9 protein-coding genes are annotated in these 15,300 nt (G+C 65.2%); 2 read left to right on the forward strand and 7 right to left on the reverse strand.

The window, feature by feature from the left end; all coding sequences use genetic code 11:
* Positions 1-47: 47 nt before the first annotated feature.
* Together pepN and H5P29_RS24255 are read left to right on the forward strand one after the other, a co-directional pair.
* A complete protein-coding gene (gene pepN, locus H5P29_RS24250) occupies positions 48-2,693 on the forward strand; it encodes an aminopeptidase N (protein ID WP_154384998.1) in 2,646 nt (881 codons plus the stop codon).
* Between the two features lie 233 nt (positions 2,694-2,926).
* Positions 2,927-5,257 carry a PAS domain-containing sensor histidine kinase gene (locus H5P29_RS24255; protein WP_154384997.1) on the forward strand — a complete coding sequence of 777 codons (2,331 nt, stop codon included), beginning with the start codon at positions 2,927-2,929 and terminating at the stop codon, positions 5,255-5,257.
* A 153-nt stretch (positions 5,258-5,410) separates the two neighbouring features.
* Here H5P29_RS24255 and H5P29_RS24260 read toward each other — a convergent pair whose 3' ends face one another.
* The 7 genes from H5P29_RS24260 to H5P29_RS24290 form a co-directional block, all read right to left on the reverse strand.
* Complete coding sequence (locus H5P29_RS24260; RefSeq protein ID WP_154384996.1) at positions 5,411-5,863, reverse strand: EF-hand domain-containing protein; 453 nt, start codon at positions 5,861-5,863, stop codon at positions 5,411-5,413.
* A gap of 66 nt (positions 5,864-5,929) precedes the next feature.
* A complete protein-coding gene (locus tag H5P29_RS24265) occupies positions 5,930-8,893 on the reverse strand; it encodes a bifunctional [glutamine synthetase] adenylyltransferase/[glutamine synthetase]-adenylyl-L-tyrosine phosphorylase (protein ID WP_154384995.1) in 2,964 nt (987 codons plus the stop codon).
* Positions 8,894-10,330 (reverse strand): ATP-binding protein, encoded by a 1,437-nt coding sequence (locus H5P29_RS24270; protein ID WP_154384994.1) that lies wholly within the window; start codon positions 10,328-10,330, stop codon positions 8,894-8,896.
* On the reverse strand, positions 10,330-11,004 hold the full coding sequence (locus H5P29_RS24275) for a response regulator transcription factor (RefSeq protein WP_067964316.1): 675 nt from the start codon (positions 11,002-11,004) through the stop codon (positions 10,330-10,332). Before H5P29_RS24275 ends, H5P29_RS24270 begins: the two co-directional genes overlap by 1 nt.
* Positions 11,005-11,190: 186 nt before the next feature.
* Positions 11,191-12,720, reverse strand: a complete 1,530-nt coding sequence (locus H5P29_RS24280; protein ID WP_154384993.1) for a DegQ family serine endoprotease — start codon at positions 12,718-12,720, stop codon at positions 11,191-11,193.
* 117 nt (positions 12,721-12,837) lie between these two features.
* Entirely contained in the window at positions 12,838-13,305 is a 468-nt protein-coding gene (locus H5P29_RS24285; protein WP_067964321.1) for a cytochrome c-type biogenesis protein, read from the reverse strand.
* Positions 13,302-15,287, reverse strand: coding sequence for a heme lyase CcmF/NrfE family subunit (locus tag H5P29_RS24290; RefSeq protein WP_154384992.1), 1,986 nt, complete (start codon positions 15,285-15,287; stop codon positions 13,302-13,304). Before H5P29_RS24290 ends, H5P29_RS24285 begins: the two co-directional genes overlap by 4 nt.
* Positions 15,288-15,300 lie beyond the last annotated feature (13 nt).

The raw sequence follows: 15,300 nt of genomic DNA on the forward strand, positions 1-15,300 counted from the left end.
CTGCCAGCCTGCGGCGAGCATCCGGAAGTCGACAGGAAGGCCATCACATGCGCACTGATACTGGACAGGTGTTTCGTCTCGAAGACTACCGGCCCAGCGACTACCTGATCCCGAGAACCGAACTCGACTTCCGGCTCGGCGAGGACAGCACCAGGGTGGTGGCGCGGCTGACGATCGAGCGGCGCGCCGGCATCGACAAGCCGGTGCAGCTCGAGCTCGACGGCGACGGCCTGACGATGCGCCGCATCGAGATCGATGGCGAAGCCGTCGACGCTGCCGATTTCGACGCGACGCCCGACCGGCTGGTCATCTACAATCCGCCCGCATCCGGCCGCTTCACGCTTTTGATCGAGACCGAGCTGGCGCCGTCGCGCAACGAGGCGCTGATGGGCCTCTACCGCTCCAGCAACGTCTATTGCACCCAGTGCGAGGCCGAGGGCTTCCGCCGCATCACCTATTTCCTCGACCGGCCCGACATCCTGTCGGTCTATACGGTGCGGATCGAGGGGCAACGCAGCGAGGCGCCGTTGCTGCTCTCCAACGGCAATCCGGTCGAACATGGCGACCTCGAAGACGGCTGGCATTATGCCGTCTGGCACGACCCCTTCCCCAAGCCGTCCTATCTCTTTGCACTGGTCGCCGGCGATCTCGGCTGCATCAAGGACCGCTTCGTCACCGCCTCGGGCAAGCAGGTGGAACTCGGCATCTATGTCGAGCACGGCAAGGAGAACCAGGCCGGCTACGCCATGGACGCGCTGCGCCGCTCGATGACATGGGACGAGGAGGTGTTCGGCTGCGAATACGACCTCGACGTCTTCAACATCGTCGCCGTGTCCGATTTCAACATGGGCGCTATGGAGAACAAGGGCCTCAACATCTTCAACGACAAATATGTGCTGGCCGACGAAGAGACCGCGACGGATACCGATTTCGCCAATATCGAGGCGATCATCGCGCATGAATATTTCCACAATTGGACAGGCAACAGAATCACTTGCCGCGACTGGTTCCAGCTCTGCCTCAAGGAAGGCCTGACGGTTTTCCGCGACCATGAATTCTCCGCCGACCAGCGTTCGCGGCCGGTCAAGCGCATCGCCGAAGTGCGCACGTTGCGCGCCCACCAGTTCCCTGAGGACCAGGGCCCGCTGGCCCATCCGGTCCGCCCCAGGCGCTATCGCGAGATCAACAACTTCTACACGCCGACCGTCTACGAAAAGGGCTCGGAAGTGGTGCGCATGATCCGCACCATCCTGGGCGCCGAGACCTTCCGCCGTGGCATGGACCTCTATCTCGAGCGTCATGACGGCGATGCCGCGACCATCGAGGATTTCATCCAGGTGTTCGAGGACGTGTCGGGCCGCGACCTGTCGCAGTTCGCGCTCTGGTACCACCAGGCCGGCACGCCCAATCTGAGCGTGACGACCAAGCACAGCCCCGCCACCGCCGAGTTCACCATCGAGGTCGAGCAATCGGTGCCGCCGACACCGTCGGAAAGCCGCAAGCGGCTGATGCACATCCCGCTCGCTTTCGGCCTGGTCGGCAGCGACGGCAAGGACATGGCCTACGCCGGCGCCGAGGGCGCGACCGTCGAGGACGGCGTCATCCATGTGCGCAAACGCAAGCATGTGGTGACCTTTACAGGTGTCGCCGAGCGGCCGGTGCTGTCGCTCAATCGCGGCTTCTCGGCACCCATTACCCTGAGCATCGAGCAGCGGCCGGAAGACCAGATCTTTCTTGCCTCCCATGACAGCGACGCGTTCTCGCGCTGGCAGGCGTTCAACACGCTTCTGACCGACGCGATCATCGCGGCGTTCAGGAACATTCTCGGCGGCAAGCAGCCGAAGTTCGCCACCGAGCTGACGGGACTGGCCGGACGCATCTCGGGCGACGACACGCTCGAGCATGCCTTCCGCGCTTTGGCGCTGGCTTTGCCTGGGGAAGCCGACATTGCCCGCGAGATCGGCAAGAACATCGACCCCGACGCCATCTACGCCGGGCGCGAAGCGCTGGCGCGCAGCATCGCCGAAGCCAATGCAGGAGTCTTTTCCGAGCTTTACGACGACCTGTTGATATCAGCTCCGTTCTCGCCGGATGCGGCGAGCGCCGGACGCCGGGCGCTGCGCAACACGCTGCTCGACTATCTCGCGATCCTGCCCGAGGGCGCCAGGCGCGCGGCAGCGCATTTTGCTTCGGCGACCAACATGACCGACCGCGCCGCCGCCTTGACCGTATTGGCGCACCGCCATGCCGGCAGCGAGGAAGCCAAGGCAGCACTTGCCGAATTCGACAAGCGCTACCGCGGCGACCCGCTGGTCATGGACAAGTGGTTCATGATCCAGGCGACGGCGCCGGGCGACGGCGCCGTGGATGCGGTGCGGGCGCTGACCGAGCACCCGGCCTTCTCGATCGCCAACCCCAACCGGGTGCGCTCGCTGATTGGCGGTTTTGCCAGCGCCAACCAGACCGGCTTTCACCGCGCCGACGGCGCCGGCTACGCCTTGTTCACGGAGATGGTGCTGATGGTGGAAAAGCGCAACCCGCAGGTCGCAGCACGGCTGGCAACGGCACTCCGCTCGTGGCGTTCGCTCGAGCCGAAGCGCCAGGCCAAGGCCCGCGACGCCTTGCTGACGATACAGGCCAAGGAAGGCCTGTCAGCCGACTTGCGCGACATCATCGAGCGCACGCTGGCCTGATCAGGCCGGTTCGCCACGACATCCCTCGTTTTTAGGCGGCTTCCGGAGCCCCGGGCTGCCGCTTTGACATGCGCGCTACGCCGCAGCCAATTCATCAGGCTTTTAGTCGAACTTTAATCTTTTTCGCGCCGACCACTGGACAAGGCGAATCAGCTTTGATTCCTTAGGGACGATTCGGATGTTCGGCGTATTCCGCATCGAGCTGCCAGGAAACGGGATTTGGGGAGCCATTTATGGCAAAGGCGGACGCGTGGGGCGCGCCCGATCAGACTGCTATTGGCCGTCGCAGGCAGGCGCGCAGCGCTGGTCTGTCGGGCAATGCACGCCTCATCGCCGAACCCGCATACCGCCGTCTGCTGGCCGCCGAGCCGCTGCTGCGCCGCTCGATCCCGACGCTGATCGTCGTCTTCCTGATCGTGATCGCCGGCACACGCTTCCTGTCGCTGATGGCGCAGCGCGACGACGTCGAGCGCAACGCCAAGGCGATCCTGGCGCTCTCGGCCGGCGAACTGGTCAACGCGCTGATGGTCGGCGCCACGACCGAGCGACCGCTTGCCGCCGCAAGCCAGGACCTGCTCGAACGCACCAGCCAGCAAGGCACGCTGAGCCGCAGCCATGTGGTTGCGCTGACCGACCAGAATTTCCGCATCGTCGCCGTCAGCCCGCAGTCGACAGGCTGGCAGGGCCAGGCGCTCGACGGCCTCGTCTCGGGCGGGCAGCCGCTGTTCATGTTCGGCGACCGGGCCGGCGTGATGGAGGTGCGCATCGGCGGACGGGACTGGCTGGCAGCGGTCAGCATCGCCGACGACAAGCGCGCCGCGGCCGCCGCCATGGTGCCGCAGGACGCGGTGTTTGCCGACTGGCGCAAGACCGTGTCGCTCAATGTCGCGCTGTTCGTGATGACCGCCGGCATGCTGATCGTCATCCTGTTCGCCTATTTCAGCCAGGCGGCGCGCGCCCAGGCCGCCGACGGCATCTATCTCGAGGCGCATGAGCGCATCGACCTGGCGCTGGTGCGCGGCAAGTGCGGACTGTGGGACTGGGACATGGTGCGCGGCAAGATGTACTGGTCGCGCTCGATGTATGAACTGCTCGGCTACGAGGCCTGCGAGGCGATGCTGTCCTTCGGCGAAGTCGCCCGCATCATCCATCCTGAGGACGGCGACCTGTTCGAACTGGCCAACCAGGTGATCATGCGCGAGGTCGACCATATCGACCGGGTGTTCCGCATGCGCCATGCCGACGGCCGCTGGGTGTGGATGCGCGCCCGCGCCCAGGTCGTCGACCCGGAAGCGCCCGAAATCCAGATGACCGGCATTGCCGTTGATATCACCGAGCAGCGCCACCTTGCCTTGCGCTCGGAAGCGGCCGACCAGCGGCTCAGGGCAGCGATCGAAAACATCACCGAATCCTTCGTGCTGTGGGACGCCAACGGGCGGCTGGTGATGTGCAATTCGAAATACCAGCACGACAACGGGCTCGGCGACCGCGACGTGCTGCCGGGCACGGCGCGCGAAGAGATCGAGGAACGCATGGTCGCCTTCGCTTCCGAGCGACGGCTGGCCAATGCCAACGGGCCGCGCGGCGGCGCCACCTATGAGCGCCAGCTGGCCGACGGCCGCTGGCTGCAGGTCAACGAGCTGACCACGCGCGACGGGGGCATGGTGTCGGTCGGCTCCGACATCACCCAGATCAAGCAGCACCAGGACAAGCTGATGGAGAGCGAGCGCCGGCTGATGGCGACGATCCACGATCTCAGCCTGGCCCGGCGCTCCGAGGAAGAGCGCTCGCACGAACTGGTCGAACTCAACCGCAAATACATGAAGGAAACCGAGCGCGCCGAGGCGGCCAACCGGGCCAAGTCGGAATTCCTCGCCAACATGTCGCACGAGCTGCGCACGCCGCTCAATGCGGTGATCGGCTTCTCCGAGCTGATGGAAGGCCGTCTGTTCGGCCCGATGGGCTCGCCGCGCTACGAGGAATATGCTCGCGACATCAACTCCAGCGGCAAGTACCTTCTGGGCGTGATCAACGACATCCTCGACATGTCGAAGATCGAGGCCGGCCAATTCTCGATGGACCGCGAGGAGATCGATCTCTGCCCGCTGATCCGCGAAACGGTCCGGGTGGTGTCGCTGCAGGCGGCACAGAAGTCGATCACCGTGGAGACGCAGATCGCCGATTCCATGACGCTGTTCGCCGACCGGCGCGCGGTCAAGCAGATCGTCATCAACCTGTTGTCCAACGCGGTGAAGTTCACCGGCGAAGGCGGACGCATTTCGGTGCGGGCGCGCAACGCCTCGGGGGCGCTGACGCTGTCGATCGAAGACAATGGCTGCGGTATTCCCAAGGACGCATTGGGCAAGCTCGGCCGGCCGTTCGAGCAGGTGCAGAACCAGTTCTCGAAGAACCATGCCGGCTCGGGCCTCGGCCTCGCCATTTCGCGTTCGCTGGCCGAACTGCATGGCGGCGCGCTGAAGATCCGCTCGACCGAGGGCGTCGGCACCATCGTGTCGGTGCGCATCCCGGTGAAGAAGGTCGAGCGCCTGGCCAAAGCCGCCTGAGCCTCACGGCAAACTCAACGAGCTTCTTAGGGAGGCCATGCTCTCCGGCCGTTGATCGAGCCCCAAGTTTGCGCTGGGTTGTGTCCGGACAAAACAAAACCTCCCGGAGAGGCAATCTCCGGGAGGTTGCTCAGCTTAGGTCCCAATGTGGCGTCAGCGCTTGCCGCCGCGGCCATGCATGCCGCGAACCGGCATCTCGTCCTTGACGATCTTGCCGTCGTCATTGCGGTCGAGCAGCGCGAACATCTTCTTCTGGCGCCCCTCGATCTCGGCCTTGGTCAATTCGCCGTCGCCATTGGCATCGAAGCGCTTGATCAGGCGCTGGGCCATGCGCTCGGCGCGCATGCGCTGGATCTGGTCCGCCACCTCGGCAACGGTGATCTTGCCGTCTGCATTTTCATCGGCGTCCAGCAGCCGGTTGTTCATGGCGGCCGCGAACTCCTCGAAGGTGACGTCGCCGCTCTTGTCGGCATCGGCCTTTTCGAAGCGCATCTCAGGCTTCATGTTCTGGCCGCGCGGCCCTGGCCCGCTGGCGGCAAAGGCTGAGGTTCCGGCCGTGCCCGCGAGGGCGAGAAAGGCGATCGCGATCCTGGTTGACGTGTTCATGGGGTTTCTCCTGTTGCATCGACACCCCCGATGCTGATCGAAAAGCTCATGCGGCGTCCCATCGCCTCATTTGCCCTTCGCACGGAGCAAAAGGTCAAAGTGGCCCCTGACCTTTTGCGACGTCTCCTTGAGATGTGCCTCCAGCACGCTGAAATCGGGAAGGTCGGTTGCCGCAAGCAGCAGGTCCGACAACCCCGGCGGAACGTCGTTCCGCTCGAACGCACCGGTGAGGCACAGCCTCGTCATCTGTGTGATCGCCTGATAGAGCCCGTAGGCATCGATGAGATCCTGCCGTACCTGCGCATCGGCAAAGCCAGGCGCAAGCCGGTGCAGCGTCTCGGCCGTTCCGGTGGCGTGGCCTTGGCCCTCGATCCGGCCGGTCAGGACCGCGACCTGAGCGATGAATTCCAGGTCGATCAGCCCGCCGGGCACAAGCTTGATGTCCCAGAGATCGTGCGGCGGCTTTTCGGCCTCGATCATCTCACGCATCTCGCGGGCCTCGGTCGTCACCTTGGCGGCATCACGCGGCAAGGCGATGATGGCCGCGACCTCGGCTTCGACCTCGGTGCAGAGCGAGGCGTCGCCGGCGATCGGGCGGGCGCGGGTCAGCGCCATATGCTCCCAGGTCCAGGCTTCGCCGCGCTGATATTTGCGGAATGAGTCGATATGGGTGGCCACCGGCCCCTTGTTGCCAGAGGGGCGCAGCCGGAGGTCGAGCTCATAAAGCACGCCTTCGGCCGTCGGCGCGGACACCGCAGCGATCAGGCGCTGGGTCATACGCGAGAAATAATGCGACGGCGCCATCGGCTTGTCGCCGTCGGACTCCTCCGCGGTCTCGCTGTGGTCGTAAAGCAGGATCAGGTCGACGTCGGAGCCGGCGGTCAGTTCGCGGCTGCCGAGCTTGCCCATGCCGAGGATCGCCACCCTGCCGCCGGCAACCTTGCCGTGGCGGCGGGCGAATTCGGCCTCGACGGCCTCGAGCGCCGCTCCGACCGTCAGGTCGGCGAGATCGGAAAAAGCCTTGCCGGCACGGGCGGAGTCGATCGCGCCGGCGAGCAGGCGCACGCCGATCAGGAATTTCTGCTCGGCGGCGAAGATGCGCAGGCGATCGAGCACCTCCTCATAGAGCCGGGTGCTTTCGAGGAAGGCCGCCAGACGCGCGGCAAGATAGGCGCGGTCGGGCAGTTCGGACAGCAATGCCGGGTCGAGCAGGCCATCGAAGACATGCGGCCGGCGGGTGATGATGCCGGCCAGCCGGGGGGCTGCGCCCATGATTGTGGCTAGCAGTTTGAGCAGGGCCGGATTGGACTGGAGCAGTGAAAACAGCTGGATGCCCGCCGGCAGGCCGGCGAGGAACTCGTCGAAACGCATCAGCGCCTCGTCGGCGCGGCGGGTCTTGCCGAAGGCTTCGAGCAGTGCCGGCGTCAGTTCGGTCAGGCGTTCGCGCGCCTCGGCTGACTGGGTGGCGCGGTAGCGGCCGAAGTGCCAGCTGCGGATGACGCGGCAGATGTCGGAGGGGCGCTGGAAACCCAGCTGGCGCAACGTGTGCAACGTGTCGGGATCGTCGACGTCGCCGGTGAAGACCAGATTGCCGACGCCGGAAGAGAGTTCGGGTGCCGCCTCGAACAGCGCTGCATAATGGCGCTCGACCTCCTGCAGCGAAGCGCGAAACGCCTTGGAGAAGGCATCCGCATCGGCAAAGCCGAGCATATGGGCGATGCGCTGGAGGCCTTCGTCGTCCTCCGGCAGCATGTGGGTCTGCTCGTCGGCGACCATCTGGATGGCGTGCTCGACGCTGCGCAGGAACCAGTATTGCCGTTCGAGCGCGTCGCGCGCCTCGGGCGTAATCCAGCCGCGCAAGGCAAGCTGCGTCAGCATCGGCACCGTCGCCTTGCCGCGCAATTCAGGGAAGCGGCCGCCGGCGATCAGCTGCTGGGTCTGGACGAAGAACTCGATCTCGCGGATGCCGCCGCGGCCGAGCTTGACGTTGTGGCCCTTGACCGCGACCTCGCCATGGCCCTTGTGGGCGTGGATCTGGCGCTTGATCGAATGGACGTCGGCGATCGCCGCGTAATCCATGTATTTGCGCCAGACATAAGGCTGGAGCTCCTTGAGGAAGGCCTCGCCGGCTGCGATGTCGCCCGCCACCGGACGCGCCTTGATCATCGCGGCGCGTTCCCAGTTCTGGCCACGGCTCTCGTAGTAATGCAGCGCGGCCAGGACCGGAATGGCGAGCGGCGTCGAGCCGGGATCGGGACGCAGGCGCAAATCGGTGCGGAAGACATAACCGTGCTCGGTGCGGTCCTGCAGGATGCGGACAAGCCGCCGGGTGAGCCGCGCGAACAGCTCCGTTGCTTCATACGGGTCGGCAATCGCCGGCGCCTCGGGGTCGAAGAACACCACAAGGTCGATGTCGGAAGAGAAATTCAGCTCATGGGCGCCGAGCTTGCCCATGCCGAGCAGGATCCAGCCGGAGCCGACAGTCGGGTTTTCGGGATCGGGCAGCTTGAGCTTGCCCTGGCCATGGGCGTCGCGGAGCAGGAAATTGACCGCCGCACCGGTGCACAGGTCGGCCAGGTCGCTCAGCCGGCGCACGCTATCCGCTGCACTCGCCTCGCCCGACAGGTCGGCAAGCGCAATCAGGAAATGCGCCTCGCCCTTGAGCCGGCGCAAGCGCATCATCAGGGCGTTTTCGGCGATGCGGTCCTCGAACGGGATAGCGGCAATCGCGATGCCGATGTCTGAAAGCCGCTGTTCGATAGTCTGGTCGAACAGCCTGTCCAGCATCTCCGGCTGGCGTCGGGCGCTGTCGCGCATGAATTCGGAAAGATCGAAGACGGCAGCGAGAAAGGACTGGGCCGGGCCTTTCGCCTTGAGGAACGTGGCCAGACGGTCGAGCCCCTCCTCCTTGGCCGTGCCGGCAAACTCCGCCAGCTCGCCTTGCGCGCGTGCCGGATCGAGCGGGGCGACGGTGCTTACCGGCTCCAGGCGCCACTCGATCGCTGTCTTCTTGGCGGCCTCGATCTTCATCTATGCGTCCTTCGATCCGGGAAAGCCCATCAGGACCGATAATCCGGGATTGCCGGGCAGAAGATCAAGCCGCCCATTGTGAAACTTCATCACCGCCTTGGCGAGGCTGAGCCCGAGGCCCGAGCCCGGCTGCGAGCGGCTCTTTTCCAGCCGCACGAAGCGTTCGATGGCGCGCGCCCGATCGCCTTCGTCTGGAATGCCGAGGCCGTTGTCCGACACCTGCAGCCTGACTTCGTCGCCGTCGCGCTGCAGGGTGACGCCGACATGCGGCTTTTCGACCGCGCCAGCCGAGTATTTGATGGCGTTGTCGATGATGTTGGACAGCGCCTGAGCGATCAGCTCGCGATTGCCGTTGACGACGACCGGACCGGCGACGGACGACTCTAAGCCAACGCCCAGTTCCTCGGCGACCGGCTCGTACAGTTCGACGACGTCGTGAACCACGGCGGCGAGATCGACCTTGTCGGTGGATTCGGCGGAGTAGCCGGCCTCGAGGCGCGAGATCATCAGGATGGCGTTGAAGGTGCGGATAAGCTGGTCGGACTCGGCAATGGTGCCTTCGAGCGCCTCGCGATAATCGGCGCCGGTCTTCTTGCCCGACAGCGCCGCCTCGGCGCGGTTGCGCAGGCGCGTCAGCGGGGTCTTCAAATCATGGGCGATGTTGTCGGAGACCTGCTTCAGCCCATCATTGAGATGGGCGATGCGGGCCAGCATGGCATTGAGGTTTTCCGAGAGCCGGTCGAATTCGTCGCCGGCGCCTGTCACCGGCAGGCGGCCGCTGAGGTCGCCGGCCATGATGCGGCGGCTGGCCTCCGAGACGCCGTCGATGTGCTTGAGGGCGCGGCGGCCGACGAAATACCAGATCAGCAGCGCGCCGAAACCCATCATGGCCAGCGCCAGCATCAGCGAGCGCTGGATCACGTCGCGGAATCGTTCGGGTTCGCCGAGGTCGCGGCCGACCATCAGGATCATCTGGTTGGGCAGGCGCAGCACCACCGCGATGGCGTTGTGGCCGACCTCGGTCGGTGTTTCCGTCTCGGCAGACTGGCGCCTGCCGGCAGCTTCGCCGTAGCGCTCATAGGAAAAGGGCAGTTCGGTCCAGCCTTCGCGCTGCAGCACGCCCGGCTGGATGCTCTGGACGTTGCCCGACAGGATCTGGCCATTGGGGTCGGCAAGCAGATAGAGGTTGGCGCCGGGCTGGCGCGAACGCTGCTCGACCACGCGTACCAGCACCGGGATGCCGCCGCGCTGGTAGCCGCGGGCAAGGCCCTGGACCTCTTCGTTGATGGTTTCCTGGGTCTGGACCATCAGCATGCGTGCAGACAGCGACGTCATGTAGAAGACAAGCAGCACCGCGCAGAGGGCGAAAAGCAGGAGGTAGAGCGCCGAAAGGCGCGCTGCGGTCGTCTTCATGATGGCCGGCAGCCTGAATGCCATCAGCCCGCCTTGAGCATGTAGCCGGCGCCGCGGATAGTGTGCAGGATCGGCTTCTCGAAGCCCTTTTCGATCTTGCCGCGCAGGCGCGAAATGTGGACGTCGATGACGTTGGTCTGGGGGTCGAAATGATAGTCCCAGACGTTTTCGAGCAGCATCGTGCGCGTCACCACCTGGCCGGCATGGCGCATCAGATATTCGAGCAGGCGATATTCGCGCGGCTGCAGCACGATCTCCTGCGCAGCGCGCCGCACCGTATGCGACAGCCGGTCGATCTCGAGATCGCCGACCCGGTAGAGCGTCTCGGATTCACGCGTCGGCGCGCGCCGGTTGAGTACTTCGACACGGGCCAAAAGCTCCGAAAACGCATATGGCTTGGTGAGATAGTCGTCGCCGCCGGCGCGCAGGCCGGTGACCCGGTCGTCGACCTCGCCGAGCGCCGACAAGATCAGCACAGGTGTCGTGTTGCCGCGCGAACGCAGGCCGGCAATCACCGAAAGACCATCGCGCCGCGGCAACATGCGATCGACGACAAGCACATCGTATTCGGCAGCATCGGCAAGGGCGAAACCTGAATCGCCATCGCCCGCGACATGGGCGGTGTGGCCGGCTTCCGCGAAGGCCTTCTGCATGTAGTCGGCGGCCTCACGGTCATCTTCGATGACAAGAATCTTCATGCCGTCGTTATACGCGATTTTGCGGGATGTCAGAGGCGACATGTCGTTTCCTCTCAACGTGAAAGCGGCAGCGGGCTGATGGGAGTCCGCTGCCGCCGGGCCGGAATAGAAGACTGACAGACTATCCGGCCGTCATCTCCCGTCATGCGGTCGGGGGTGATGAAACCACGCGACGGGAGCGACCGATCAGCCCTGGTTCAGCGGCAGGGCGACGAAGCGGTTGGAGTCCTCGCGGCTGATCTGGAACAGCACCGCCTTGCGGCCCGCCTTCTCCGCCTGGTCGAGCGCCTTGGTGACGTCGGCCGCCGACTGGACCTCGACAGCGTTCACCGCGGTGATGACGTCGCCGGCCTGGATGCCGCGATCGGCGGCGTCGCTGGAGGGATCGACGTCGGTGATGACAAGGCCTTTGCCATCCTCCGAGCGGGTCACGGTCATGCCGAGATCGGCCAGCGTGCTCGGCTCGGATGGCGATGCCGGCTGGTCGGCGGAGGCCTTCTTGTCGCCGCCCGGGATTTCGCCGAGGTCGACCTTCAGCGTCTCGGCCTTGCCGTTGCGCCAGACAGTGATGTCGACCGACTTTCCTGGCGTGATGCCGGCGATGAGGCGCGACAGTTCCTTCGGCGAGGCGACGTCCTGGCCGTTGACCCCGGTGATGATGTCACCGGCAGCAATGCCCGCCTTCTTGGCCGGGCCGGCGTCCTGGGCGCTTGCAACGAGCGCGCCCTTCTCGTCGTTGAGACCGAGGGACTCCGCGACATCGGCGGTGACCGGCTGGATTTCCACGCCGAGCCAGCCGCGCTGCACGCTGCCGTTCTTCATCAGATCCTGCACCACCTGCTTGGCGGTCGAGGCGGGAATGGCGAAGGCGATGCCGACATTGCCGCCCGAGGGCGAGAAGATGGCGGTGTTGATGCCGACGACTTCGCCGTTCAGGTTGAAGGCGGGACCGCCCGAATTGCCGCGATTCACCGCAGCGTCGATCTGCAGGAAGTCGTCATAGGGGCCGGCACCGATGTCGCGGCCACGGGCCGAAACGATGCCGGCAGTGACGGTGCCGCCGAGACCGAACGGATTGCCGACGGCGACGACCCAGTCGCCGACACGAACCTTGGCGTCGTCGGCAAAGGCGACATAGGTGAACTTGGTGCTGGCATCGACCTTGAGCACGGCGAGGTCGGTGCGCGGATCGGTGCCGATCAGCTTGGCGTCATATTCCTTGCCGTCATTGGCGACGACGGTATAGGCGGTGCCGTCCGAGACGACATGGTTGTTGGTGACGAGATAGCCGTCCTCGGAGATGAAGAAGCCCGAACCCTGCGCCACCGGCCGCGGCTTCTGGCTGCCGTCGCGACGGTTGAAGCGCGGACGGTTCTGGTCGCCATAACCATCCTGGCCGAACTGACGGAAGAAACGCTTCAGCGGGTGGTTGTCGGGGAGATTGTCAAAACCCTGCTGGTCGGAGAAAGGCGACATGCCACGGTCGGAAGCCGGATCGATCCGGGCCTTGACCTGCACGCTGACCACGGCCGGCGAGACCTGCTGGACGACGTCGGCAAAACCGGGCGCCTGGGGCGCTTCGACGCGCACGGCCTCGGCATAGACGGGCGCGGTTCCGCTGGTGACGGCGCCGAGGCCGATCGCGCCCGCCAGGGCGACGGATGCGGCGGCAGCCATGAGACGCTTGCGAGAACGCGAAAGGGGGGTGGTGCTCATTGTCTCTGATCCTCTTGAACAGGATGCCGGGGTGCGCATCCGTTGGTTCAAGAGATAGAGGAGCTCACATTACGCGATCATTTCCGAAGCATGAAACTTTGGTAATGTTGACGTGGCTCAGGCGTCCTTGTTCAGGATCGCGTCGAGTGCTGCCTGCTCGTCCTTTGTCAGGCCGGCCGGCTCCTGCCTGCGCCGCGAGCGGGCCTGCAGGACGACGAAGGCGCCGCCGCCGAGCAGCAACAGCACCGGCGTGCCCCACAACAAGGCATTGCGCAGATTGAACTGCGGCTTGAGCAGCACGAACTCGCCATAACGCGAAACGATATAGGCCATCACCTGCTCGTCGCTGTCGCCGGCCAGCAACCGCTCACGCAGCAGCACGCGCAGGTCGCCGGCCAGTTCGGCATCGGATTCGTCGATGGACTGGTTCTGGCAGACCATGCAGCGCAGCTCTTCCGAAAGCAGCCGCGCGCGCGCCTCGAGCTTCGGATCGGCGAGCATTTCGCTGGGCTTCACCGCAAGCGCGGTTCCCGCAAACAGCAGTGCGGCGACAAATCCGGCAAGCGCCGCCAGCCGGGTCTTCATGGCGTCACCGCAGCTGGTTTGGCGGCGGACTTGCGCCGCGCCGGCGCGCCCACCCGCAGGCGGCGGTCGAGCAGCGAGACGAAGCCGCCCAGCATCATGACAAGCGATCCGCCCCAGATCAGCGTCACCAGCGGCTTCCACCAGACACGCACGACCACCGAGCCGTCTCCCGCTTCATCGCCGAGCGAGATGTAGAGCTGGCTGAGCCACATCGTCTTGATGCCGGCCTCCGTCGTCGGCATCTGCCGCACCGGATAGAAGCGCTTGGACGACATGATGACATCGCTCGGCTGGCCATTGGTGCCGAGCAGGGAGTAATGGCCCTGATCCTCGGTGAAGTTGGGGCCACGCACCGGCGTCAGCCCGTCGAAGCGCAGGCGGTAGTCGGAGATCTCAACCACCTGCCCCGGCTTCATGACAAGGATCGCTTCCTTTTCGAAGGAGAGCACGCCGACGATGCCGAGCAGCGTCAGGCCAAGGCCGAGATGGGCGATCGCCGTGCCGAACACCGAGCGCGGCAGGCCGACGAAACGGCGCAGCGCCATCCTGGGCGCGACATTGCCGATGCCGGCCTTCAAGGCGAGGTCGGTGAGCGCGCCGAGCACCAGCCAGGCCGAGAGACCGGCGCCGAGGGCGGCGAAGACGGAGGCGCCGTCGATGAACAGGTAGGTCACCAGCACCGCCAGCAAGGCAGCACCAAAGGCAAACATCAGCCGCTGCGCCACGGCAAAGACATCGCCGCGTTTCCAGGCCAGCAACGGACCAAATGGCACGACGACCAGCAGCGGGATCATCAGCGGGCCGAAGGTGAGGTTGAAGAACGGCTCGCCGACGGAAATCTTGTCGCCGAACAAGGCTTCGACGACCAGCGGATAGAGCGTGCCGATCAGCACGGTCGCAGTCGCCGTGGTCAGGAACAGATTGTTCAGCACCAGCGCGCCTTCGCGCGAGATCGGATGGAAGATGCCGCCGGCCGCAAGCTGCGACGCCCTGAAGGCGAACAGCGCCAGCGAACCGCCGATGAACAGCGTCAGGATGCACAGGATGAACACGCCGCGGCTCGGGTCGCTGGCGAAGGAGTGGACCGAGGTCAGCACGCCCGAACGCACCAGGAAGGTACCGAGCAAGGACAGCGAAAACGTCAGGATGGCGAGCAGCAGCGTCCAGATCTTCAGCGCCGAGCGCTTTTCCATGACGATGGCCGAGTGCAGCAGCGCGGTGCCGGCCAGCCAGGGCATGAAGGACGCGTTTTCGACCGGATCCCAGAACCAGAAGCCGCCCCAGCCGAGCTCGTAATAGGCCCAGTAGGATCCCATGGCGATGCCGCCGGTCAAAAACACCCAGGCGGCAAGCGTCCACGGCCGCACCCAGCGGGCCCAGGCCGCGTCGATGCGGCCTTCGATCAGGGCTGCGACCGCAAAGGAGAAGCAGACGGAAAAGCCGACATAACCGAGATAAAGCAGCGGCGGATGAACGGCGAGGCCGATGTCCTGTAGGATCGGGTTGAGGTCCTTGCCCTCGATCGGCGCCGGCACGAGGCGGGCGAACGGGTTGGAGGTGATCAGGATGAACAGCAGGAAGGCCATGCCGATCCAGCCCTGGACGGCGAGCACATTGGCGCGCAGCGTGGCCGGAAGGTTGCTGCCGAAGGCCGCGACCAGGGCGCCGAAGAAGCTGAGGATCAGCACCCACAACAGCATCGAGCCTTCGTGGTTACCCCAGGTGCCGGTGAACTTGTAGATCAGCGGCTGCAGCGAGTGCGAATTCTCCCAGACATTGGCAACCGAGAAGTCGGACTGGACATAGGCCATGGTCAAGGCGGCGAAAGACAGGGCGATCAGGGCAAAACCGGTGACGGTCACCGGACCACCGACCGCCATCAGCCTGGTGTCGCCCTTATAGGCCCCATAGAGCGGGACCAGCGACTGCACCAGCGACAGGGCGAACGCCAGGATAAGCGCGAAGTGACCCGTCTCGACCATCAGCGCTGCCCGC

It is taken from the genome of Aminobacter sp. MDW-2, from assembly GCF_014250155.1.
Lineage (GTDB): Bacteria > Pseudomonadota > Alphaproteobacteria > Rhizobiales > Rhizobiaceae > Aminobacter > Aminobacter ciceronei.

Coding starts and splice junctions, on each gene's coding strand:
- H5P29_RS24285 (WP_067964321.1), bottom strand. CDS start 13,305: ATGAAGACCCGGCTGGCGGCGCTTGCCGGATTTGTCGCCGCACTGCTG.
- H5P29_RS24280 (WP_154384993.1), bottom strand. CDS start 12,720: ATGAGCACCACCCCCCTTTCGCGTTCTCGCAAGCGTCTCATGGCTGCC.
- H5P29_RS24290 (WP_154384992.1), bottom strand. CDS start 15,287: ATGGTCGAGACGGGTCACTTCGCGCTTATCCTGGCGTTCGCCCTGTCG.
- H5P29_RS24260 (WP_154384996.1), bottom strand. CDS start 5,863: ATGAACACGTCAACCAGGATCGCGATCGCCTTTCTCGCCCTCGCGGGC.
- H5P29_RS24275 (WP_067964316.1), bottom strand. CDS start 11,004: ATGAAGATTCTTGTCATCGAAGATGACCGTGAGGCCGCCGACTACATG.
- H5P29_RS24255 (WP_154384997.1), top strand. CDS start 2,927: ATGGCAAAGGCGGACGCGTGGGGCGCGCCCGATCAGACTGCTATTGGC.
- pepN (WP_154384998.1), top strand. CDS start 48: ATGCGCACTGATACTGGACAGGTGTTTCGTCTCGAAGACTACCGGCCC.
- H5P29_RS24265 (WP_154384995.1), bottom strand. CDS start 8,893: ATGAAGATCGAGGCCGCCAAGAAGACAGCGATCGAGTGGCGCCTGGAG.
- H5P29_RS24270 (WP_154384994.1), bottom strand. CDS start 10,330: ATGGCATTCAGGCTGCCGGCCATCATGAAGACGACCGCAGCGCGCCTT.